Annotated in this window: 12 protein-coding genes and 6 pseudogenes; 7 read left to right on the top strand and 11 right to left on the bottom strand. The window is 71.7% G+C overall.

The window, feature by feature from the left end; all coding sequences use genetic code 11:
* Nucleotides 1–725 precede the first annotated feature (725 nt).
* From ABZS71_RS23145 to ABZS71_RS23135, 3 genes and pseudogenes are all read left to right on the top strand, one after another.
* Nucleotides 726–3,143, top strand: coding sequence for an AAA family ATPase (locus ABZS71_RS23145; protein WP_356213063.1), 2,418 nt, complete (start codon nt 726–728; stop codon nt 3,141–3,143).
* Between the two features lie 375 nt (nt 3,144–3,518).
* Nucleotides 3,519–4,343, top strand: a pseudogene (locus ABZS71_RS23140) (restriction endonuclease); the annotation flags it as partial.
* A gap of 40 nt (nt 4,344–4,383) precedes the next feature.
* The gene (locus ABZS71_RS23135) at nt 4,384–6,519 is read left to right on the top strand and encodes a UvrD-helicase domain-containing protein (protein ID WP_356213060.1); all 2,136 of its coding nucleotides are present in this window, start codon (nt 4,384–4,386) and stop codon (nt 6,517–6,519) included.
* A 28-nt stretch (nt 6,520–6,547) separates the two neighbouring features.
* Here ABZS71_RS23135 and ABZS71_RS23130 read toward each other — a convergent pair whose 3' ends face one another.
* Together ABZS71_RS23130 and ABZS71_RS23125 are read right to left on the bottom strand one after the other, a co-directional pair.
* Nucleotides 6,548–8,209, bottom strand: a complete 1,662-nt coding sequence (locus tag ABZS71_RS23130; protein WP_356213057.1) for an N-6 DNA methylase — start codon at nt 8,207–8,209, stop codon at nt 6,548–6,550.
* Nucleotides 8,210–8,439: 230 nt separating this feature from the next.
* Nucleotides 8,440–8,604, bottom strand: coding sequence for a hypothetical protein (locus ABZS71_RS23125; protein ID WP_356213054.1), 165 nt, complete (start codon nt 8,602–8,604; stop codon nt 8,440–8,442).
* 52 nt (nt 8,605–8,656) lie between these two features.
* On the opposite strand from ABZS71_RS23125, the gene ABZS71_RS23120 reads away from it, so the two are divergent.
* On the top strand, nt 8,657–9,892 hold the full coding sequence (locus ABZS71_RS23120; RefSeq protein WP_356213052.1) for an epoxide hydrolase: 1,236 nt from the start codon (nt 8,657–8,659) through the stop codon (nt 9,890–9,892).
* A gap of 402 nt (nt 9,893–10,294) precedes the next feature.
* Here the strand turns inward: ABZS71_RS23120 and ABZS71_RS23115 are convergent, their stop codons facing one another.
* Nucleotides 10,295–10,816 carry an N-acetyltransferase family protein gene (locus tag ABZS71_RS23115; protein ID WP_356213050.1) on the bottom strand — a complete coding sequence of 174 codons (522 nt, stop codon included), beginning with the start codon at nt 10,814–10,816 and terminating at the stop codon, nt 10,295–10,297.
* A 309-nt stretch (nt 10,817–11,125) separates the two neighbouring features.
* On the opposite strand from ABZS71_RS23115, the gene ABZS71_RS23110 reads away from it, so the two are divergent.
* A complete protein-coding gene (locus tag ABZS71_RS23110) occupies nt 11,126–12,487 on the top strand; it encodes a glycosyltransferase 87 family protein (RefSeq protein WP_356213047.1) in 1,362 nt (453 codons plus the stop codon).
* Between the two features lie 101 nt (nt 12,488–12,588).
* On the opposite strand, the gene ABZS71_RS23105 is transcribed toward ABZS71_RS23110, so the two are convergent.
* The 5 genes and pseudogenes from ABZS71_RS23105 to ABZS71_RS23085 all read right to left on the bottom strand — a co-directional run bounded on the left by ABZS71_RS23105 (nt 12,589) and on the right by ABZS71_RS23085 (nt 18,359).
* Nucleotides 12,589–13,713, bottom strand: a complete 1,125-nt coding sequence (locus ABZS71_RS23105) for an ADP-ribosylglycohydrolase family protein (RefSeq protein WP_356213044.1) — start codon at nt 13,711–13,713, stop codon at nt 12,589–12,591.
* A gap of 163 nt (nt 13,714–13,876) precedes the next feature.
* Nucleotides 13,877–14,250: pseudogene (locus tag ABZS71_RS23100) on the bottom strand (hypothetical protein).
* A gap of 159 nt (nt 14,251–14,409) precedes the next feature.
* Nucleotides 14,410–14,757: pseudogene (locus ABZS71_RS23095) on the bottom strand (transposase); the annotation flags it as partial.
* 28 nt (nt 14,758–14,785) lie between these two features.
* On the bottom strand, nt 14,786–17,389 hold the full coding sequence (locus ABZS71_RS23090) for a bifunctional FO biosynthesis protein CofGH (RefSeq protein ID WP_356213041.1): 2,604 nt from the start codon (nt 17,387–17,389) through the stop codon (nt 14,786–14,788).
* A 118-nt stretch (nt 17,390–17,507) separates the two neighbouring features.
* Entirely contained in the window at nt 17,508–18,359 is an 852-nt protein-coding gene (locus tag ABZS71_RS23085) for a TIGR03619 family F420-dependent LLM class oxidoreductase (RefSeq protein ID WP_356213038.1), read from the bottom strand.
* A gap of 151 nt (nt 18,360–18,510) precedes the next feature.
* On the opposite strand from ABZS71_RS23085, the gene ABZS71_RS23080 reads away from it, so the two are divergent.
* Nucleotides 18,511–20,037 (top strand): CehA/McbA family metallohydrolase, encoded by a 1,527-nt coding sequence (locus ABZS71_RS23080; protein WP_356213035.1) that lies wholly within the window; start codon nt 18,511–18,513, stop codon nt 20,035–20,037.
* Between the two features lie 23 nt (nt 20,038–20,060).
* On the opposite strand, the pseudogene ABZS71_RS23075 reads toward ABZS71_RS23080, so the two are convergent.
* The 3 pseudogenes from ABZS71_RS23075 to ABZS71_RS23065 form a co-directional block, all read right to left on the bottom strand.
* A pseudogene (locus ABZS71_RS23075) lies at nt 20,061–20,287 on the bottom strand (protein-L-isoaspartate(D-aspartate) O-methyltransferase); the annotation flags it as partial.
* 57 nt (nt 20,288–20,344) lie between these two features.
* Nucleotides 20,345–20,752 (bottom strand): annotated as a pseudogene (locus ABZS71_RS23070) (LLM class flavin-dependent oxidoreductase); the annotation flags it as partial.
* 200 nt (nt 20,753–20,952) lie between these two features.
* A pseudogene (locus tag ABZS71_RS23065) lies at nt 20,953–21,288 on the bottom strand (amidohydrolase); the annotation flags it as partial.
* A 134-nt stretch (nt 21,289–21,422) separates the two neighbouring features.
* On the opposite strand from ABZS71_RS23065, the gene ABZS71_RS23060 reads away from it, so the two are divergent.
* Nucleotides 21,423–22,347: NB-ARC domain-containing protein (locus ABZS71_RS23060; protein WP_356213032.1), on the top strand; the 925-nt coding region annotated here is incomplete at its 3' end.

The raw sequence follows: 22,347 nt of genomic DNA, 5'->3' as shown, positions 1-22,347 counted from the left end.
TGTGCGGCCCCGGATCCCTCTGGCTCCGTGTGCTTCGGGCTTCACGGGCCCGCGCAGCCCGGTTGCCCGACACCGACCCGGCCAGGCAGGACCAGGAACCCCTGGTAGGCCGCGTCCTCCCGTAGAAGCTATTCCGCGACCTCCGAGGCAGGCCCACGGCATCCGCTACCCCGGCAGGGCAGACTCCGTGACCGCAGGAGGCTGCGCGGGAAGATGTGGTCCTCGTGGAAGTGGTCCCTGGTGTCGACGCCCGGGTACAGCATCGCGAGCATCGGCGGCAGCCCTCGGGGTAGGAGCGCTCGTTGAAGAGGATCGGCTCGTCCAGGACGCGCACGGGACTCGCGATCGTCGCCCGGCCGATGACCCGTCCCAGGTCCCGCGTCGGACTCCGGAAGCAGCCGCGCATGGTGTAGAGCAAGACCTCGTCACCCTCCCCCAACGCGCGCGCCGCCTTGGCTGCCGGAAACGCCATCCGCTGCTCGGTGACCAACCGGCTCAGTGCGGCGCAGTCTCCGATGATCAGCAGGTGCGCGGACGGCATGCGGTCACCTTGGCGGGCTTGCTCGACCAGCCCGACACCTCCAGGGCGTACACAAATTCGAATACTTGGAATCACGCAAACATGTTGACAGTGCTAACACGCTATCGCCATGCTCGAATTGCCAACAAGGCGCACCAGCAGTCCGCGTGGCCTCTTCTGCCGCGCCCGACAACGGGAACCGACCATGACCGATCAGCCTCCTGCGTCCCTGCGCGATCTCCTCCTCGACCGCCTGTGCCACTCCGACCTCGCACCTCAGGTGCGGGAGCTGCTGCGTGAGCTGGTCCCCGACGAGCCGGTCAGGAGCAGCGGAGGGCGAGCCGGGCCCGTGCAGCTCCGGTCCATCACCGCCGCCGGCTGGCGCGGCATCGGTCCGCGGACCACCCTCGAGCTGCCGCCCGGGCCCGGCCTGGTCGTCGTCGCGGGTCCCAACGGCTCCGGCAAGTCGAGCTTCGCCGAAGCCGCCGAGACCGCACTGACGGGCCGCAACTCCCGGTGGGACGGGCGGCGGGCCACGGACTGGCAGAAGGGCTGGCGCAACCTGCACAGTCCCGACGTCACCCCTGAGGTCTGCGTCGAGCTGGCCGTCGGCGAGCGGGGCGAGGCGGTCACCCTGCGGCGGACCTGGCACGGGCTCAAGGTCGATGAGGCGCGTACCAAGGTCGAGGGACCGGACGGCGCGGAGCGGAAGCTGGAGGAGGTCGTCGACGCCGAAGCGCTGGACCTCGCCCGGCCCTTCCTGCCGTACAGCGAACTCGGTTCGATGATCAACGGCACGCTCGGCGGCCTGCACGACGCGTTCTTCAAGCTCCTCGGGCTCGAACTGCTCGCCGAGTTCGACGGCCGGGTCAAGGACGCCGCGAGCGAGTGCAAGCAGACGATCGATCACTCGGACGCGCTCACCGCGCAGCTCCTCGACGCGCTGGGCACGCTCGACGAGCCCAGGGCCCGCGAGGCCGCGCAGGCGCTGTCGGGAGCCAAGCGCGACCTCGGCCGGGTAAGGGCGCTGCTGGAGAGCCGTACCCCGGCCGCCGAGGCCGAGCTGGCACGGCTGCGACAGCACGCGAGCCTCGCCGGGCCGGATCTGGCGGAGGTCGGCGGGGCTGTCGTCCGGCTGCGGGAGGCCGCCGCCGGTGCCGAGGAGGCTCGGTACGGCAGTGCCGAGGAGGCCCGCCGCCTGGCCCGGTTGCTGGAGGCGGCGATCGAGCACCAGCGGCGCTCGCGGAACACGGACTGCCCGGTCTGCGGCGCCGAGAACCGGCTGGACCGGGCGTGGGCCGAGCAGGCGCGGGCGGAGGTGGAGCGGCTCCAGACGGAGGCCGCCGGCGCCGAGGCCGCCCGGCAGGGAGTGGCGGTCGCCGTGCGGGCGGCGCACGACCTCGTACAGCCGGTTCCGGTGTGGCTGCGCGGCGAGACCTCCCCGCTCACGGCGGTGTGGCAGGAGTGGTCCCAGTGCCGGGACGTCACCCACCCCAGGGAGCTGGCGGACCGCGTCGAGCGTGCCGCGACCGCTCTGGATGACGCCTGCCGACAGGTGCGGGAGGAGGCCGCCGGGCGACTCGCCGAGCACGACGGTGCCTGGCAGCCGTTCTCCGTGCGGCTCGCCGAGTGGCTCGGCGCGGAGGAGGCGGCCGAGGCCGCGCGCGAGCGGCGCAAGCACGCCCTCAAAGCCCGCACCTGGCTGCGGCCGATCATCGACGAGCTGCGCGACGAGCGGCTGCGCCCGTTCGCCCGGCGGTCCCAGGAGGTGTGGCAGAAGTTGTGCGAGCACAGCAGCGTCACGCTCGGATCCGTCACCCTCGCGGGCACTCCCGGTCGCGGCAAGGTCGAGCTCGACGTTTCCGTGGACGACATGTCCGCCCCCGCCTACAGCGTGATGAGCCAGGGCGAACTGCACTCGCTCGCGCTCTCGCTCTTCCTGCCGCGTGCCACGCACGCGGACAGTCCGTTCGGGTTCCTCGTCATCGACGACCCCGTGCAGTCGATGGACCCCGAGAAGGTCGAAGGGCTGGCCCGGGTGCTCGACGCGTGCGCCCAGGGCAGGCAGGTGATCGTCTTCACCCACGACACCCGGCTCCAGCAGGCCGTCGCACACCTCGGCATCAGTGCGACCGTCCTGCGCGTGAGCCGCCAGACCGACTCGGTGGTGGGCGTGGAGACGCTCACCGACCCGGTGGAACAGGCTCTCGCGGAGGCGCGGGCCGTCTCCCTGGACCCCAACCTGCCGCAGGACGTGGCCGATCACGTGCTGCCCGCCATGTGCAGGGTGGCGGTGGAAGCCGCCTGCCTGGAGACCGCTCGGCGCAGGCTCCGCGACGAGAAGGGACTCGGGCTGCGGGCTGTCGAGGAGCGCGTGGAGTCCCTTGAGCGCACCAAGTCCTATGTGTCCCTCGCCTTGCTCGGGGACGAGCAACAGCGCGCCCGTGCGGCTGTCGAGCGGATCTGTCCTGGGGGCTGGACGCTGATCGAGGCCTTCAACTCGGGTGCCCACACGCCCCTGCCGACCGTCGAGGACCGCAAGGTTCTCGTCCGCCGGACCAAGACGCTCGCGGCGGCGATCCGGAGCAGCACGGGGACTCAGAGCGCCGGCGGTGCCCGATGAGCGCGTCCCCGGAGACCCTCGTGACCGCCGCCGGCCGTCTCCTGCTGCCCGAGCCCGGCACCGTGACCACTCTGGTCCCCGGCCTGCGCGCCCGTGCCGCCGCGGTCCTGCTCCGCATGGCGCTCGACCAGGCCCTGGACGCCTACTGGCAGCGGGTCACTCCGTCGATGACGCGGATCGGCAAGCACCGGATGCTGTGCCTGGAGTGGTATGCGGGCCACGACACCGCCCGCCGGTGCCGCACCACCTGGTCGGCGCTCAGCGCGGCATGCCACTACCGCACGTACGAACTGCCTCCGGCCCCGGCTGAGATCCACACCCGGTTGTTGGAGGTCACCGCCCTGCTCGCGGCCCTGCGCGGCAGACCGGGCACGGTACCGGGTGACAGAGGAGACGTCCCTGGTCGTCCGGGGCCGTGTCCGGGAAGCCGAGCAGATACGGCGGCGGTTCGGAGCGACGCTGCCGGTGGAGGTGGAGTACGACGAGTTCACCACCGACATCGCGGAGAACCGCCTGCTGCGCGCTGCCGTCGAGCGCCTCCTGCGGCTGCCCGGCGTCTCCCACGATGTGCGTCGCGGACTGCTTCACCAGCGTGCCCGCCTGGCCGATGTCACGGTGATCGTGCGCGGCCGGCCGCTGCCTGCCTGGCAGCCGAACCGGCTCAACTCGCGCTACCAGCACGCCCTGCATCTCGCCCGTGCCGTCCTGGAGAACGCCTCCGTCGAGCACGCGCCCGGCGGGCTGCGCGTCGACGGGTTCCTGTTCGACATGAACAGGCTCTTCGAGGACTTCTTGACGATGGCACTGCGGGAGGCATGCCGTGGCCTCGGGCACTCGGCGCGGCTCCAGGATCCGCATCACCTCGACGAGGCGGCCGCGATCCGCATGAAGCCCGATTTCGTGCTCTACGGGCCGAACGGCGCCCCGTGCGCCGTGGTGGACGCCAAGTACAAGGCCGAGAAGCGGGACGGTTTTCCGGACGCCGACCTCTACCAGATGCTCGCGTACTGCACCGCCCTGGGCCTGCGCGAAGGCCACCTGGTGTACGCCAAGGGCAACGCGCCGCACGCGGCCCACACGGTGCGACACGCGGGCATCGTCATCCACCAGCACGCCCTCGACCTCGGCCAGGAACCCTCCGGGCTGCTCTCGGACGTGGAGAAGGTGGCCGTCCGGCTGGTGAGCACCCCGTGCGTATGATCGACCGCTGAGTGTCCGTTCAGGGTGGGGAGTGCGCCTCGTGCCGCAGCTCGCGTTCGCCAACAGCTTCTGGGAGAGCTACGACGTCCTGGAGCGGCCCGTCAAAGCCGGCGTGCGCAAGGCGATGCAGAAGTTCCAGCAGCTCACCGTGCCCGAACTGCAGGCGGACAAGGGGCTGCACCTGGAGTCCGTGGAGAACGCGCGCGAATCGCGCATGCGGACCATCCGTATCAACGACTTCTGGCGGGGCGTGGTTCTCGCCCCGGACGACGGCAGTGACGTCTTCCTGCTCGTCAACGTCGTCCCCCACGACGACGCCTACACCTGGGCCGCGAAGCGCCTGTACACGACGAACTCCGCGACCCGGGCGCTGGAGGTCCGCAACGTCGCGGCGATCGAGCAGCTGACCCCGGCCCTGGAGAAGGCCGCCGCGGCCGCCGACTCGCTGCTCTTCGCGAAGTACTCGGACACGGTGCTGCGCGAACTCGGCATCGACGACCAGGTGCTCAGGGCCGTGCGGACCATCGTCGACAAGGCACAGCTGCGGGCCTTCGAGACGCTGCTGCCGGAGGACCAGTGCGAGGTACTGCAGTACCTGGCCGAGGGGTTCAGCCCCGAAGAGGTGTACCGGGACGTGGTCGCCGTCCGGCGGCCCGTCGACGCGGGGCCCGACCCCGACGAGAGCCTGGCCGTCGTCATCGCCAACACCAGGAGCCGCATCACCCTGGTCACCGGCCCGCAGGAGCTCGCCGACATCCTGGAGAAGCCGTTCGCGGCCTGGCGCGTGTTCCTGCACCCCTCACAGCGCCGCGTCGCCTACCGGGTGTCGTACGGCGGCCCGGTGCAGGTCACCGGCGGCCCGGGGACCGGCAAGACGGTCGCGGCACTGCACAGGGTCAAGCACCTGCTCACCCGCTCCTCGGACGCCCGCGTGCTGCTCACCACGTTCACCAACGCCCTGGCCGCGTCGTTGCGGGAAAACCTGACCGTCCTCCTGGACGACGACGAGTCGCTGCTCACCCGCGTCGAGGTGACCACGGTCAACGCCTACGCGCACGGCATCGTGACCCGCCTCGACGGCCGGGCGCCCTCCCCGATCGGCGACCGGGAGGAGCGGCAGGTGTGGCAGCGGGCCGTCAAGAAGCTCGGCCTGCCATGGACGGAGCAGTTCCTGGCCCAGGAGTACCGCCACGTCGTCCTCGCCCAGGACCTGCGCACCCTGGACGACTACCGCGCGGTCTCCCGGCGCGGTCGCGGCAGCGCACTGTCACCGACCAGGCGGGAGCAGCTGTGGCCGGCCGTCGAGCTGTTCGAGTCCATGCTGCGCGACCAGAAGGTCACCACTCACCTCAAGGTGTGCGCCCGTGCGGCCGAGCTCCTGGCCGCTTCCTCACCCACGCACGACCACGTCGTGGTCGACGAGGCACAGGACCTGCACCCGGCCCAGTGGCGCGTCCTGCGCGGCGCGGTGGCGCCCGGCAGCGACGACCTGTTCATCACCGGCGACCCGCACCAGCGCATCTACGACTCGAAGGTCTCACTCGGTTCGCTCGGCATCTCGGTGGCCGGGCGCACACACCGCCTGCGCATCAACTACCGCAGTACGGAGGAGATCCTCGCCTGGTCGACGGGGATCCTCAGCCCGGTGTCGGTCGGCGACCTGGGCGGCGACGGCAGCGACACCCTGGCGGGCTACCGGTCGCTCCTGCACGGCCGCAGACCGCACGTGAACGGGTACGGCTCGGAGCAGGTGGAGATCGCGGCGCTCGTCGAGCGCGTCGAGGGCTGGATCGCGCAGGGCATCCGACCCTCGGAGATCGGCGTGTGCGCCCGCTTCAACGTGCTGCTCGACAAGGCGTACGACAAGCTGGCCGCGGCCCGGGTGCCGGTGGTCCGGGTCAGACACAATCCGGGGTCGGATGCTGAGGGCGTGCGACTGGCCACCATGCACGCCATGAAGGGGCTGGAGTTCCGCTGCGTCGCCGTCCTCGGAGCGACGGCGAGCGCGCTTCCCTTCGCCCGCGAAGTGACGCCGGCCTCCGTGGACGCGCTGCAGCAGGACTCGGATCTGCTCCGGGAGCGGTGCCTGCTGTTCGTGGCGTGCACACGGGCGCGGGAGGCGCTGGCGGTGTCGTGGAGCGGATCGGCCAGTCCATTCGTTCCGCAGGCGAAGTGACGTACAGTCCGGATGACGTGACTGCTCGTCAATCTCCTGGTGTGAGCGCCCCGTTGCCGAGCCCGTCCCGTGCCAGCGCCGCCGCCTGTTTGCTGAGTTCGGTCACCTTCCGCGCCCGATCCTCGAACTCCTGCAGTGCGCGGAACGCCGCCCCGTACCGGCGCTGCTCGGCGATGTCCATCTGCGGGATGCGGGCCCCCTTGCCGTCGAGCCGGTAAGTGCCACTGGCGCTTGTGGACCGGCGGGTGTTCGCCGCGCTGCGCAGAAAACCCTGGAGATAATCGGTGTCGAGCTGATCGCTCACCGAGATCGGCTCCGGATCGCCGTACTCGACCAGCCCGGCACGCGCGAGGTCGGAGACACTGACGGACGGCCCCTCCAAGGAGCTGGGGCCGACGCCCCCCATCAAGGTCGGCAGCAGGTCGGCCAGCAGCCGCACCTGCTCGGTCAACTCCTGCCGCAGAGCCCGGTACTCGGTCGCGTAGTCGCGGTGGGACTCCTCGACGTGACGGCCGGGAGTGAGATCCACGGCGTCGTCGAGGAGTTCGATCAGGGGTACGTCCGCCGTCTGGTCGGGCCCTGGCTCCAGCGGACCGTCCGGATCGTTCGCCGTAAGGTCGACCATGCGCACCCTGGCGACGGCATGATCCGGGGACTGCGGGCGACGCAGATGCCAGAGGTGCACGGGGAGCGCGTGCGACGCAGCGCTGCCGGGTGGGAGGGCGATGATGTCCGTGAGAATGCCGCGCCGCACGAGCTCGGCCCGGATACGGCGGCCGGCCTTGCGGTAGGCGACCGATGCGGGCATGACCATGAGGACGCGCCCGCCCGGCGCAGTGTGCGCGTAGGCGTGCTGCAGCCAGGCGAGTTCGCCTTCGGCACGCGAGGGTGTGCCGAGCTCCCACCGGGGGTCGAGAAGCAGGTCCTCGCGCCCCCAGTCGGTGGCACCGACGGGCGGATCGCAGACGACGAGATCGGCCTTGAGGTCCGGCCAGTGGTCGTCGCGCAGGGAATCTCCGGTGAGGATGTCGACGCCGGTGCGTCCCGTGAGATCGGCTCGCAGCTGTGCGAATCGAGCACTGCGGGCGTCGGCCTCCTGACCATAGCGCTTCGGCCCGAGCTCGGATCCGACGGTCAACAGGAGCGTTCCGATACCGCACGCCGGGTCGAAGAGGGTCGCATCAGCGGGCACCTCACCGGCGAAGTGCCGCACGGCACGGACGATGCGCGGTGATGTGACCTGGTCGGACCCGGCCCGGCGCACCGAGTCGGTGAAGCGCTCGGTGAGCGCGCTCACCACGTCACCGGGTGAACCACTGTCGCCGAGCTGCCACGCCAGTCGAACGGCGTCCGTCGGCAGAGCTTCGGGGGCCTCGCCCTCGGCACCGGCGAAGAGCTGGGCGACATCGGCGAGCCCGCCGATCATCTCGTCGCCGTAAGCCGCTCGCAGGGCCTGCCACAGCTGCACCTCCACCGAGACATCCTGGCCCTTGCGCTGCTTGTCCAGCCACGCCTGCACCTCGGCCAGGTCGAACAGCGGACTGCTCGCACCCCCGCCTGCGGGCGCGGGAAAGTCCTCGTACCGCCGCCTCCAGTTGGAGACTGCGGCACGTGTGACGCCAGCGAGCCGGGCGATCTCGGAGCCGGTGACAAGCGGTCCACCGACTGGCGGGGCGGGATGGTCTGCCATGCACGTCACCGTACACGGGTCCTACGACTCCATCAATCAAGAGTGTGCGTTGACAGTGTACACGTGTCCATGTCCACTGCCTGGATTTCGTTGAGGACGAGGGCGGCACAAGCGATGTCGCCGATCCAGCCCAGGCTGAGCATCATGCGCCGCAGGGCGCGCCATCACTGCTCGAGTCCGGCCCAGGGCGGGAGCGCAACGGCGTCCCGCATACATCCACGGCCCTATCGTCAGAGCCGTTGAGTGTCCGCGCCGGTGCCAAGGTGGTCGAGTCGCGGCGAGAGGAGCGCATCGGTCGCCTGCCCGCCCTGGCCGGCCGGCTTGACCCGCACCACCGGCAGGCACTCGCCGCGCCGCTGCCCGCACTCCTCGACATGGCCCGGCTCACCGCCCAACCACCCAACAGGCCGACGACACCGCTGCCTCTACCCAGTAAGGAACCACGCCATGACCACCCCTCACGCCTTCCCCCTGGAGCCCACCCCGATCCAGGTGTCCGACAAGGTCCTCGATGACCTGCGCGCCCGTCTCACATTGACCCGTCCGCCGCTGGACGAAGGGAATGGGGACTGGTCCTACGGCGTCCCGGACAGCTACCTCCGTGAGCTGGTCGCCTACTGGCGGGACGGCTACGACTGGCGCAAGGCCGAGGCCGCCATCAACGTCTACGAGCACTACGAGGTGAGCGTCGCCGGTGTCCCGGTGCACTTCATGCGCAAGCGCGGCCGCGGCCCTCGCCCGATCCCGTTGATCCTCACCCACGGCTGGCCGTGGACGTTCTGGCACTGGTCGAAGGTGATCGACCCGCTCGCCGACCCGGCCGCGTTCGGCGGTGACCCCGCCGACGCGTTCGACGTCATCGTGCCGTCCCTGCCCGGCTTCGGTTTCCCCGGCCCGCTCACCGGCTTTTCGGACGTCAACTTCTGGAAGGTCTCCGACCTCTGGCACACCCTGATGACCGAGACCCTGGGATACGAGAAGTACGCCGCCGGGGGCTGCGACATCGGCGGGATCGTCTCCAGCCAGCTCGGCCACAAGTACGCCGACGAGCTGTACGGCATCCACATCGGCTCCGGGCTGCCGCTCGACTTCTTCACCGGCCCCCGCGCCTGGGACTTCGCCCGGAATCGGCCCCTCACCGACGACCAGCCCGCCGACGTCCGCGCCCGCATCATCGAGCTGGACCACCGCTCGGCGTCCCACCTCGCCGTGCACATGCTCGACGGCGCCACCCTGGCCCACGGGCTGAGCGACTCGCCCGCCGGACTGCTCGCCTGGCTGCTGGAGCGCTGGAACGCCTGGAGCGACAACGGCGGTGACGTGGAGTCCGTCTTCACCAAGGACGACCTGCTCACCCACGCCACGATCTACTGGGTGAACAACTCCATCGCCACGTCGATGCGTTACTACGCCAACGCCAACCGCTACCCCTGGGCCCCCGCCCACGACCGCACCCCGGTCGTGCAGGCCCCGGTCGGCCTCACCTTCGTCACGTACGAGAACCCGCCCGGCATCCACACCGCCAACGAGCGCGTCCGGGCATTCAAGACCGGCCCGCAGGCCGATTGGTTCAACCACGTCAACGTCAACGCCCACGACCACGGCGGCCACTTCATCCCCTGGGAGAACCCCGACGCCTGGGTGAGTGACCTGCGCCGCACCTTTCACGGCCGCAGGCCCTGAACGACCCTGCGGGCTCGTCCGGCAACGGGCCAGGCGAACGTTGCCTGGCGGGGGCGTGCGCGTCGGCCGACCGGCCCGCACCGCCCGCCACGCCGTCTGCCTGAGCCGTCCTCCCTGCGGGACCCCGCTCGCCGCCACCCTCCCGGGAGCCCTGTCATGCCACCGCCACGCCCGTTCCGTCAGCGGGCCTCACCATCAGCGCCGTGCTGCTCCTGCTCACCGCCCTGACGGCCAAGGCCCTCCCGTCAGCCGTGCCCGCCACGGGGCCTCGTTGTCCTCCGGTCGGTGAAGTCCTGGAAGTCATTCACTCGGTCGCGGGCGCCACGGACTGACGCCTGCCGTGCGGCGGCCATGCCCCGGGCCGCCGGTCACCCCGTGTGGTGATCGGCGGCCCGGGTCCGCTCATGTCCGGGGGGTCGCGGTGAGGTCGCGCTGCATGAGGAGGGTGTCGATCCAGCGGCCGTGCTTACGGCCCACCCCGGCGAGCCGGCCCGCCGGGGTGAAGCCGAAACCGCGATGCAGGGCGGCCGAGGCGTCGTGGCCGGTGTCGGCGATGACCGAGACGACCTGCCGTACGCCCGCTTGCGCACAGCGCGCGAGCAGGGCGTCGAGCAGGGCGCGGCCGAGGCCCTCGCCGGTCCGGCCGGGGGCGAGATAGATGGAGTCCTCGACGGTGTGGCGGTAGGCGGGCTTCGGCCGCCAGGGCCCGGCGTAGGCGTATCCGGCGATCGTCCCGGCGACTTCGGCGACCAGGAACGGCAGCCCGCGGTCGGTCAGCTCGGCCAGCCGCCGCGCCCAGCCCTCGGCGGTCGGCGGGGTCTCCTCGAAGGTGGCGACGGTGTCGGTGACGTAGTGGGCGAAGATCGCGGCGACGGCGTCGAGGTCGGCGGGCGTGGCGTCACGTATGACGGCAGAGGCATTCACGGCCCCACCTTATGGTGCGCGCGGCGCGTCACTCGGGGCTGCCGGGGCGCGGGCGGTGGCGATGGCGAGGCTCCTGAAGCCGTCGATCACCTGCCGGGCAAAGGCGAAAGCGGAATGAGAGACAGGTGGGGCAGTGCGAAGGTTTCGGCTCGTAGAGGCAACCTTTCCCCCGACTGGGGCCATCATCCGGAACGTACTATCGTCGGCCGTCTGCGCCGACCGCCGCCGATCCCCCAACCGCCGACCCCGAGCCGCCGAGCCACCGATCGGCTGATCCCGCCGACCCCAGGAACCACTGGAGCCAGCCCCGTGACCGCGACACAGACGACCACCGACGCCCGGATCCATCCGGCCCGCTCCTTCGCCCTGCGCCACCCCACCCTGTGCGCGGCGGTCTTCTGCCTGCTGTCCTTCACGGGCTTCTGGATCGCGCAGCGGGCCGCCCATGTGTCCATGGTCGACCTGCTGGTCTACCGCGCCGAGGGATGGACCGTACGTAACGCGACGGATCTGTACGACATGCGGGCGACCCAGCACAATCTGCCCAATACCTATCCGCCCTTCGCGGCCCTGGTCTTCACCCCGCTGACCGTCATGGGAACGGGCTTCCTGCGGACCTTCGGAACCGCCGTCAACCTCGCCCTGATGGTCGCCCTCGCCCATCTCTCCCTGCGGCTGACCGGCCTGCCGCGCCGGCTCCCCCGCCCGGCCGCCGTACTGGCCCTGGCCGCCGTCGCCGTGTGGTGCGAGCCGGTGTGGACGACGCTGCGCTACGGGCAGATCAATCTGCTGGTCACGGTGGCGGTGCTATGGGATCTCACCCGCCGGGCGGGCCACCGGTGGGCGGGCGTCGGGACCGGGATCGCGGCCGGGATCAAGCTCACCCCGGGGCTCTTCGTCGTCTTCCTGGGGCTCGCCGGACTGGTGCTGGGGGTGCGGCGGCTGCGGGCGGGCGAGCCGTTCCGGACCAGCCTGTGGAACGACCATCTGCGGCGTGCCGCCGTCGCCACCGCCGCCTTCGGGTGGACCGTCGGCGTCTCGGCGCTGGTCCTGCCGCACGACTCCCGGCGCTTCTGGACCGAGGTCCTGTTCGCGACCGACCGCCCCGGCGATGTCGAGGGCGCGGGCAACCAGAACCTCCGCGGCGCCCTCGCCCGGGTGCTGCACACCCCCGACCCCGGCGCGTGGTGGCTCGCCACGGCCGCCCTGGTCGGCTGCGTCGGCCTCACCACGGCGGTCATCGCCCAGCTCGCCGACGACACCCGCCTGCCGAACGCCCGCGCCTGGGCCGCCGTCACCTGCGCCCTCACGGCCCTGATGATCAGCCCGATCTCCTGGTCCCACCACTGGGTGTGGGCCGTCCCGATGGTCCTGCTGCTGGCCCTGGATGCGGCGCGCCGGCGCACGGGGGCGTGGACGGCCTGGACGGTGGTGACCGGGCTGCTCTTCTGCTCCTTCATGGTGTGGTACGCACCGCACAGTCAGAAGACCCGAGTGGAACTCCACCAGACCCCGCCCCAGATGCTCCTCACCGGGATCTACCCGCTGATCGCCCTGACCTTCCTGACGGTGGCCACCACCCTCACCCTCCGCACCCTCTCCCGGCCCGCGTCCACCCCGAAAATGCCCGCCCGGCACTCAGCCCGCGAGCTCCGTCCGGCCTCGCGCTAGCGGCCGGGCGGTCGTATCAGCCGAACCAGGCCACCTGGATGACGACAATGCGCTCACCGCGCACATCCGTCAGGCAGGTCATCAAGAGCCCGGCGGCCCGGCTACCCGCGCGGGTAGCGGGTGAGCCAGGCGGGGGACGAGCCGGCGGGGCCGTGGAGGGCCGGGCCCTGGGTCATCTCCATCGCGAAGTCGTCGGCCAGCTCCAGGATCGTGCCGCGCCCCTCCACCTCCGCCAGCCACGCCGGCGGCAGCGCCGTCTCTCCGTGCAGGGCGCCCAGCAGGTTGCCGCAGACGGCCGCTGTGGAGTCGCTGTCCCCGCCATGGTTGACGGCGAGCAGCAGGCCGTGGCGTACGTCCTCGGCGACCAGGGCGCAGTACAGCCCCACGGCCAGCGCCTCCTCCCCGGTCCAGCCCTCGCCCAGGGACGCGACGCGCTCGGGGGTCGGCAGCCCCTGCCGTACGGCGCCGAGCGCGTGCCGGAGCGCGTCGGTGGTCTCCTCGTGGCCGGGGCGGGTGGCCAGATGGGCGAGGGCGCGCTGGACGGCGCCGTCCAGCGCCTCGCCGCGCGCCAGCCCGTGCACGATGAGGGCGAAGGCGCCGGCCGCGAGATAGCCGGTGGGGTGGCCATGGGTCTGGGCCGCGCACTCGACGGCCAGCTGGAAGACCAGCTGCGGCTCCCAGCCCACCAGCAGTCCGAAGGGCGCGGAGCGCATGACGGCGCCGCTCCCCTTGGCGTCGGGGTTCTTGGGCGCGTCGAGGGTGCCCATGGCCTCGTCGGCGAGCCCGGTGATACAGGCGCGGCCGGGCGCGCGCTGGGCGTAGAGCCACTCCTCGCGGGCCAGCCAGCCGGCGTCCTGACGGCGCTCGTCCGGGCCCCAGTCGCGCTGGGTGGCGTACCAGCGGCGGTGGGCGGCGTGGATGTCGGTGGGCGGATGCCAGGCACCCGTGTCCCGGCGCACCTGTGCCCGTATCAGCCCGTCGACGGTGAAGAGCGTCATCTGGGTGTCGTCGGTGACCCGGCCGCGCCGTCCGTACGCGGGCAGGAAGTCCGTCACGCCCTCGGGCCCGTGCTCCGTCCGGATGTCGGACAGCGAGGAGAACTCGACGGCCGCCCCCAGCGCGTCCCCGATGGCGCCGCCGAGCAGACAGCCGCGCACCCGGCTGCGGAAGTCGTGCTGTTCGGCACGGCCCCATACCCCGGTCGCCGCGCTGGCGGTTGCAGTCACGACCTTGCCCCTTTTCGTCGCTGCATGAATGGCCTGGATTAGCTTTGAACTGTAATGGACACCGAATGATCGCCTCGGGGCCGCCGTCGATTGTGAAGGCGTCATCACGGGTGACCCGACGGGCCACCTCATTCCGAAAACGCGAAGCGGCCGGGCCCGGTGTTCACCGGACCCGGCCGCTTCCGCGCCGCCGCGCCTCCGCACCGCTCCCTACGGCTCGGGCGTCCTGATTACCTCGATGACGCTCGCGAAGCCGCCCCTCCCCCCGGCGCCCCTCGGCGATCGCCAGCCCCATCAGCGCCCGCACGGCCCGCAGCGGCCCGGCGTCCACGCCCCGCGTCCCCCTCGCCTCGATGATGTGGTCGACGCCCGTCGCCTCCATGGCGAGAATGTCGAGTTCGCCCGATAACGGCGAGCATCCACGCCCGCCGCGACCTGGCCGGCGATTCCGGGCAGCAACGCGAGGAATTCATGTACGTACGGCAGGAATTCCTTCGCCGTTACCCCGTCCGAGCCGACCAGGGCGAGGGAATGCACCTAGGAGCGTGTCCCAGTAACCGGCAACTGTCCGGGCAGTCGTGATCGGCGGGACCGGGCGTGATCGCCCGGCTCTCGCCTCCGGGTGCTCGGGAGCGTCGCGTCTCGTTGGTTCGTAGCTCGGCGGGGGCATGGTGGTCCGGTGGTATGCCCGGTTGGTCAGCCGGTCGCGGCGGCCGGAGCGGCGCTCCCGGCGTGTCGGAAGATCTTGAGGAGGTTGTGGCAGGCGGCCGGCAGCTGCCATTCGCCGCGGGCGCCGTCCTGGCCCCGCAGCAGGAGCTGGCGGCCGTTCTGGCAGGTCATGATCTGGCCGAAGACGGGTTCGACGATGGCCTTGCGGCGGCTGTAGGCGGCTTTGCCGGGCTTGGTCCGCAGCTTTCGGGCCATGCGCTCCTTCAGCGTGGCGTTCTTGGGGATGCGTCCGCGGGGTGCGGGCGGGACCTGTTCGTCGTGGCTGAGGCGGCCAGTGGCCATGAAGGTGTCGGTGCCGCAGGCCAGTTGGCGTTCGAAAGGCGCCTCCCGGGGGCCGTCTCCGTCAGTCGCCCAGGACCGGCAGCAACTCCGGGAGGTGGCCGTCCGAGGCGAGGGCGGCGGCCTGGCGTTCGTCCGGGACGGGGCCGTAGGTCGTGGTGCGGGGGCGGGCGGGGCGGCCGGCCAGCTCGGCGATGGCGATCAGGTCCTGGATGGAGCGGTAGGAGCCGTAGGAGGAACCGGCCATACGGGAGATGGTCTCCTCCATAAGGGTGCCGCCGAGGTCGTTGGCTCCGGAGCGGAGCATGTCGGCGGCGCCTTCGGTGCCCAGTTTGACCCAGCTGGTCTGGATGTTGGGGATGTGGGGGTGGAGGAGGATCCGGGCCATGGCCGTGACCGCGCGGTTGTCGCGGGTGGTGGGGCCGGGGCGGGCGATGCCGGCGAGGTAGACCGGGGCGTTGGTGTGGATGAAGGGGAGGGTGACGAACTCGGTGAAGCCGCCCGTTTCCTGCTGGATCTCGGAGAGCAGACGGAGATGGGCCAGCCAGTGGCGCGGCTGGTCGACATGGCCGTACATCATCGTCGACGAGGAGCGGATACCGAGGGAGTGCGCCGTTTTGATGACCTCGACCCAGGTCGCCGTCGGCAGCTTGCCCTTGGTGAGGATCCAGCGCACCTCGTCGTCCAGGATCTCGGCCGCCGTGCCGGGGATGGAGTCGAGGCCCGCGTCGCGCGCCGCCTCCAGCCATTCGCGGATGGACAGGCCGGTGCGGGTGGCGCCGTTGACGACCTCCATCGGGGAGAAGGCGTGCACGTGCATCCCGGGCACGCGCTCCTTCACGGCGCGCGCGATGTCGAAGTAGGCGGTGCCGGGCAGGTCGGGGTGGATGCCGCCCTGCATGCAGACTTCCACCGCGCCCACGTCCCACGCCTGTTCGGCGCGGTCGGCGACCTGGGAGAGGGAGAGGGTGTAGGCGTCGGCGTCCGTGCGGCGCTGCGCGAAGGCGCAGAAGCGGCAGCCGGTGTAGCAGACGTTGGTGAAGTTGATATTGCGCGTGACGATGTACGTGACGTCGTCGCCGACCGTCGCGCGCCGCAGGTCGTCGGCGATCCGGCACAGGGCGTCCAGCGCGGGCCCGTCTGCGTGCAGCAGGGCGAGAGCCTCGGGGTCGGTCAGCCGGGTGGGGTCGTCGGCGGCCTGGGAGAGGGCGGACTTCAGGTCGGAGTCGATACGGGAGGGGACCATACCGGGGGCGGCCGCCTCGCGCAGCGCCTCCCAGTCGCCGTAGACCTCGTCGAAGTCCTCGCGGCGGTCGCCGGTGCGGCCCTCGGTGTCGATGGTGTGGTGCAGATCGGTGCGGCCGGAGGCGGTGAAGACCTCGTCGGGCTCCTGCCAGGGCAGCCCGGCCGGGCGCGCGTCCTCGCGGGCCAGGCCCGTTTCGGGGTCGGCCAGCGCGCGGACGTGCGGCAGCAGCCGGGGGTCCAGCCAGGGCTCGCCGCGCTGGATGAAATCCGGGTAGACGGCCAGCCGTTCCCGCAGTTGGAAGCCGGCGGCGGCGGAGCGCTCGGCGAGCTCGTCCACCTGGGGCCAGGGGCGCTCGGGGTTGACGTGGTCCGGGGTGAGCGGGGAGACGCCGCCCCAGTCGTCGATACCGGCGCCGATGAGCTGCTCGTACTCCGCGTCGACCAGGTTCGGGGGCGCCTGGATGCAGGCGGAGGGGCCCAGAATGTGCCGGGCGACCGCGACCGTGGCGACGAGGTCCGCCAGTTCCGCGTCCGGCATGCCGCGCATCGCGGTGTCCGGCTTGGCGCGGAAGTTCTGGATGATGACTTCCTGGATGCCGTGGTACGAGCGGGAGACGCGGCGCAGCGCGAAGAGCGATTCCGCGCGCTCCTCGGGCGTTTCCCCGATCCCGATCAGCAGCCCGCTGGTGAAGGGGACGGAGCTGCGCCCGGCGTCCTCCAGGACGCGCAGCCGGACGGCCGGCTCCTTGTCGGGCGAACCGTAGTGCGGACCGCCGGGCTCGCTCCACAGCCGCTCGGCGGTGGTCTCCAGCATCATGCCCATCGAGGGGGCGACGGGCTTGAGCCGCTGGAAGTCGGTCCAGGTCATGGCGCCCGGGTTGAGGTGGGGCAGCAGCCCGGTCTCCTCCAGGATGCGGATCGCCATGGCCCGTACGTACGCGATGGTGTCGTCGTACCCCTCGGCCTCCAGCCATGCGCGCGCCTCGGGCCAGCGGTCCTCGGGGCGGTCGCCCAGGGTGATCAGCGCTTCCTTGCAGCCCATTTCGGCGCCGCGGCGGGCGATGGCGAGCACCTCGTCGGGGGACATGAACATCCCGTGGCCCGCGCGGCGCAGCTTGCCGGGCACGGTCGCGAAGGTGCAGTAGTGGCACTTGTCGCGGCAGAGGCGGGTGAGGGGGATGAAGACGCTGCGCGAGTAGGTGATGACGCCGGGGCGACCGGCGGCCTCGAGACCCGCGTCGCGGACGCGGGCGGCGGAGGCCGCGAGGTCCCCCAGGTCGTCGCCGCGCGCCTGGAGCAGCACCGCCGCCTCGGCGGTGTCCAGCGCCACGCCGTCGCGGGCGCGCTTGAGCGCGCGGCGCATCGCGTTGGCCGTGGGGCCGGTCGAGGCAGTCGGTTGGTTTCCCTGCGCGCTCATGGTCATCCTCCGAGCATACGAGCGGGCTGTGACACCGCCAGACGGGCCGGGGCTGCGGTTTTGTGGGGCTGATCACGGCGGGTTCCGGCCGTGGGCGGGAATACGGGGCGCCGGAGCATGGGCGTTACAAGTACTGGGCGTACGCGTCCAGGGTGCGCAGGATCTCGGCCCGGTCCCCGGACGGGAGCTGGACGACGACCTCCTCGATGCCCAGGTCCGCGTAGTGCGCGAGCTTGCCGGGCGAGGGCAGCACCCCGTACGGCACCACCTCCAGCGCCGTCGGGTCCCGGCCCGCCTCCGCCCACACCCGGCGCAGCGCGGGGAGTGTCTCCGTCAGGCCCCGGCCGCCGGTGGGCATCCAGCCGTCGGCGTACGCGGCGATATGCGCGAAGAGCCGGGGGCCTGCCGCTCCGCCGATCAGGGTGCGCGGCCCGGTGAGCGGGTCGCCCGCCGGGCGCGTCCCCACCGGTTTGGGGTGCGCGAAGCCGGCGCGTACGGATCCGAACGGGCCCTGGTGGGCGGTGGGCTCCGCGGCCCACAGGGCGCGCATCAGCGCCATCCGGTCGCGTACCAGCTCGCGGCGGTCCGGCCGGGTGACGCCGTGATCGGCCGCCTCCTCCACGTTCCAGCCGTAGCTGATACCGAAGGTGAACCGCCCCTCGGACAGGAAGTCGAGGGTGGCGACCCGCTTCGCGAGGCTGACGGGGTCGTGCTGGGCCACCAGGGTGACGCCGGTGCCCAGCCCGAGCCGCTCGGTGACCGCGGCCGCCTGACCGAGCGCCACGAAGGGGTCGAGGGTGCGCCCGTACGGACGCGGCAGCGGTTCGCCCCTCGGGGCGGGGGTGTCGCGGCTGACGGGGAGGTGGGTGTGCTCGGGCAGATACAGCCCGGCAAAGCCGCGTCGCTCCAGCTCACGGCCGAGCCAGGTGGGCCGGACGGACTCGTCGGTGAGGAAGACGGTGGTCGCGATGCGCATGAAGGATGCACCTCCGCGTGGGCCGGATGTGGCTGCGCGTATGTTCCCTCACCGCCATGGAGTTATCCACAGGGCTTTCCGTGGGTGTCACCCACGCGTACAACGGTGTCACTTGGGTGTCGGACGGCACTTCGGACTCTGGGGAGCACGCATGCAGCGACGCGACGTACTCAGGCTCTCCGCGCTTGCGGGCGCGGCGGGGGTGCTGACGCTCGATCCCGTGACATTCGCACAGGCCGATGACGCCGGCGGCGGTGGCGGGGGCGGCCGTGAGCAGACCCGGACGGTCACCGGCCATCTGCCGACCGGCGCGCCGGACTTCGTCTACGTACCCGTCGAGGTCCCGCGCGGCGTCCGCGAGATTGCCGTCTCTTACTCGTACGACAAGCCGGCCGTCCCCGCCGGTACGCAGGGCAACGCATGCGATATCGGCATCTTCGACGAGCGCGGCACGGACCTGGGCGGGCGCGGCTTCCGCGGCTGGTCGGGTGGCGCCCGTACGGAGTTCGCGATCAGCGCCGAGGAGGCGACGCCCGGGTATCTGGCGGGGCCGGTGAGGCCGGGCACCTGGCATGTCGTGCTGGGGCCGTACACGGTCGCCCCGCAGGGGCTGGACTACAAGGTCACCCTCACCCTGCGGTTCGGTGAGCCGGGCGAGACGCCAAAGGCGGTATATCCGCCGCAGCGGGCCAAGGGGCGCGGCCGCGCCTGGTACCGGGGCGACTGCCATCTGCACACCGTGTACTCCGACGGCAAGCGCACCCCGGCCGAGGTGGCCGCCGCGGCCCGCGCCGCGGGGCTCGACTTCATCACCACCACCGAGCACAACACCACCTCCGCGCACGGTGCGTGGGAGGGACTGTGGGGCGATGACCTGCTGATCCTCACCGGCGAGGAGATCACCACGCGCAACGGCCATGTGCTCGCCCTCGGCACCGACCCGGGCACCTTCATCGACTGGCGCTACCGGGCACGGGACAACGCCTTCGGGCGCTACTCCCGGAAGGTCCGTCAGGCGGGCGGACTGGTCGTGCCCGCCCATCCGCACGGCACCTGTGTCGGCTGCAACTGGAAGTTCGGCTTCAACGACGCGGACGCGGTCGAGGTGTGGAACGCGGACTTCACCCCGGACGACGAGGTCTCGATCTCCGAATGGGACAACACGCTGGTCACCGCGGTCCGGGATGACGGCCGCTGGCTCCCCGCCATGGGCAACAGCGACGCCCACCGCGAGCCGCAGGTCGTCGGCCTGCCGCAGACGGTCGTGCTCGCCGACGACCTGTCACGCGGGGCCATCCTGGAGGGCATCCGCGGCGGCCGCAGCTGGATAGCCGAGTCCTCGGCGATCGACCTCGCCTTCACGGCGGTCGGCGGGCGCGGCGAGCACGCGGGCATCGGCGAGCGGCTGAAGGTGGGCCGGTCGGACGAGGTGACGGTCCGGCTGAAGGTCTCGGGGGCGGGTCCGGACTGCCAGGTGCGGTTCATCACGGACCAGGGGCAGCTGTACGGGGCCGCGTTGCCGGGCTCCGGGGCGGGGACGGTGGAGTGGCGTACGACGGCGTCGTACGCGGCGTATGTACGGGCCGAGGTGCGGCATGCGGCGGCGGATGGCGGGGCGTCGGGTGTGCCGGGGCGGATGGCGGCGATGACGAACCCGATCTGGCTGGGCGAGCGGTAGCGGAATCCTGGGGCCTTGCTCGGTCAGCCGTAGGAGGCCGACCACTTGCCGCGCGTGAAGTGACACACGCCGTCGGGCGTGATGTGCACGCGACTGCCGTAGATCGGTAGGCCGCCCTCGGCATTGAGCCGGTGCCGGATGCGTTCCAGCGTCGTCCACAGTCGCCGCGGGCCGCCCTGGTGGACCGTGGGCGGCTGTATCACGTCGCCGAGGCGCGAGCCCATGAGCCGTCGGCATGCACGAGCCACGCCAGCGGCGCAGCGCGCAGTGCCCCGCCATGAAGCCCGCGTTGACGGCGATCCGGCCCGGTGTGGTTCATATCGGTGACGCCCGGTATGAACCCCAGGATCTCGTGGCTGCCGGCGCCGCGCCCCGAGCCGAACTCGAAGCGGCCGCCCAAGAGACGGTCGAGCATCGCGACCTTCTCGGCGACCTTGACGGGGTGGTTGACCTGCGGGAGCGGGTTGAAGATGCCGGACCCGAGGTGGATGCGGTCGGTGGCGTGGGCGAGACAGCCGAGGAAGACGTCGTTCGCGGAGAGGTGGGAGTACTCCTCCAGGAAGTGGTGCTCGGAGGCCCATGCGTACTTGAAGCCGGACCGGTCGGCCTGGACGACGTACTCGGTCTCCTCCACGAGTGCGTGGTGTCCGGCCTCGGGGTCGGTCCGGCGCCGTCGCCCCGGGACGTATCCCTGCACGAAGAGTCCGAATTCCATGGAGATTCACCGCCGACGGGCCGGTGGGACGGACGGCCGTATGCGGGGGCGGTAGCGCCGAGGCCTGGCCAATGCCGTCCGCCGGGCCGTTTTCGGCGCCGGACCGGGTGCGTCCCGGAAATCGCTTGATGTAACACTTGCGCCAGATCAAGCGTTTTTTGGGGGGAACCCGGGGGCGCCGCCGCGAGGGGGTCCGGACCGAGCCGGTCCGGGACCGAGTAGGAGCCCGGCCGCATCCGCTCGTAGGTGATGGCCTCCAGCCGGACCTCGTCCCTGGCGTATCCGACGGCGGTGTCGAGCCGGGTGAGCGGCCGGCGCAGCTCCTCGTACACCCACCAGTCGGCGAGCGGCCCGTCGTCGCCGGGCGCCCCCATCGTCGGGGCGAACCGGCCGCCCACGAAGGTCATCTCCTTCGGCGGCGCCCGGACGATCCGCGGCGCGATGTCCCGGTACTCCGACGGGAGTCGGTCCCGCCAGACGTGAGGGGGTTCGACCGTGTGGTCGTCCACCGAGATTATCTTCTGGAAGCTCTCCATGAGTGTCACGGCAGCGCCGATCTGATGGATCGTCAGCTACCGGATCGGCCCCGGACACGTCGCTCTCTTTACTGACGTACGAGCCATGGGCACGGCAGACTGGCCGTACAGAGAAGGTACGTGCGGGGGGCACCATGGTCGGCGACAAGCGGCTTGGGCAGCAGGAAGGTTCCACCGGATCCGCACCGGACCGGTCCTGGCGCGGCGAGGAGGCGGAGCTCACCCTCGGCGGCACCCGGATCGACCTGGAGTGGGAGGACGGGCACCATCCCGAGGCCGTGCCGGAGCTCCGGCCGCACGAGAGCGACGTCGCGGGGCCCGGCGCGGGCGCCCGCCCGCCCCGCCCCCGGGCGGGTGCGGCCGTCGTCCGTCCCGCGCAGCTGCCCGCGGCGGTGGCGGACTTCACCGGCCGAGCGGATGTCGTAGGGGAGCTGAACGACCGGCTCACCGCCCGGACCGAACCGGACGGCCGACCGGCCGCCATCGCCATCGCCGGCACCGGAGGCATCGGCAAGACGACCCTGGCCGTGCAGGTCGCGCACACCGCCCGCCACCACTTCACCGACGGTCAGCTCTATGTCGACCTCGGGGGCGCGGGCTCCTCCCCCGCCGACGCCGAGGCCGTCCTCGGCGCCTTTCTGCGTGCTCTCGGCACCCCCGACGCCGCCATCCCGGACGGCACCGAGGAGCGCGCCGCGCTCTACCGCTGGGCGCTCGCGGGCCGCCGGGTCCTCGTCCTCCTGGACAACGCCCGCGACACCGCGCAGATCGGGCCGCTGCTCCCGGGCGACACCGCGCCGGGCTGCGTGGCGCTGGTCACCAGCCGCGCTCATATGGCCGGTCTGGAAGACTCCCATGTCATCGACCTGGACGCGATGAGCCCCGCGGAGGCGTTCGACCTCTTCGCGCTCATCGTGGGCGAGGAGCGGGCGGGCGTCGAGCGCTCCGAGGTCATGGACGTGGTGGCGGCCTGCGCCTTTCTGCCGCTCGCGATCCGCATAGCGGCCTGCCGGCTCGCCTCGCGCCGCACCTGGACGGTCTCCGTGCTCGCCCGCAAGC

This window comes from Streptomyces sp. NPDC005393, from assembly GCF_040606675.1.
In the GTDB taxonomy this organism is placed as follows: domain Bacteria; phylum Actinomycetota; class Actinomycetes; order Streptomycetales; family Streptomycetaceae; genus Streptomyces.
The sequence above is the reverse complement of the archived record's forward strand: the minus strand, read 5'-3'. Positions and strand labels throughout refer to the sequence as shown.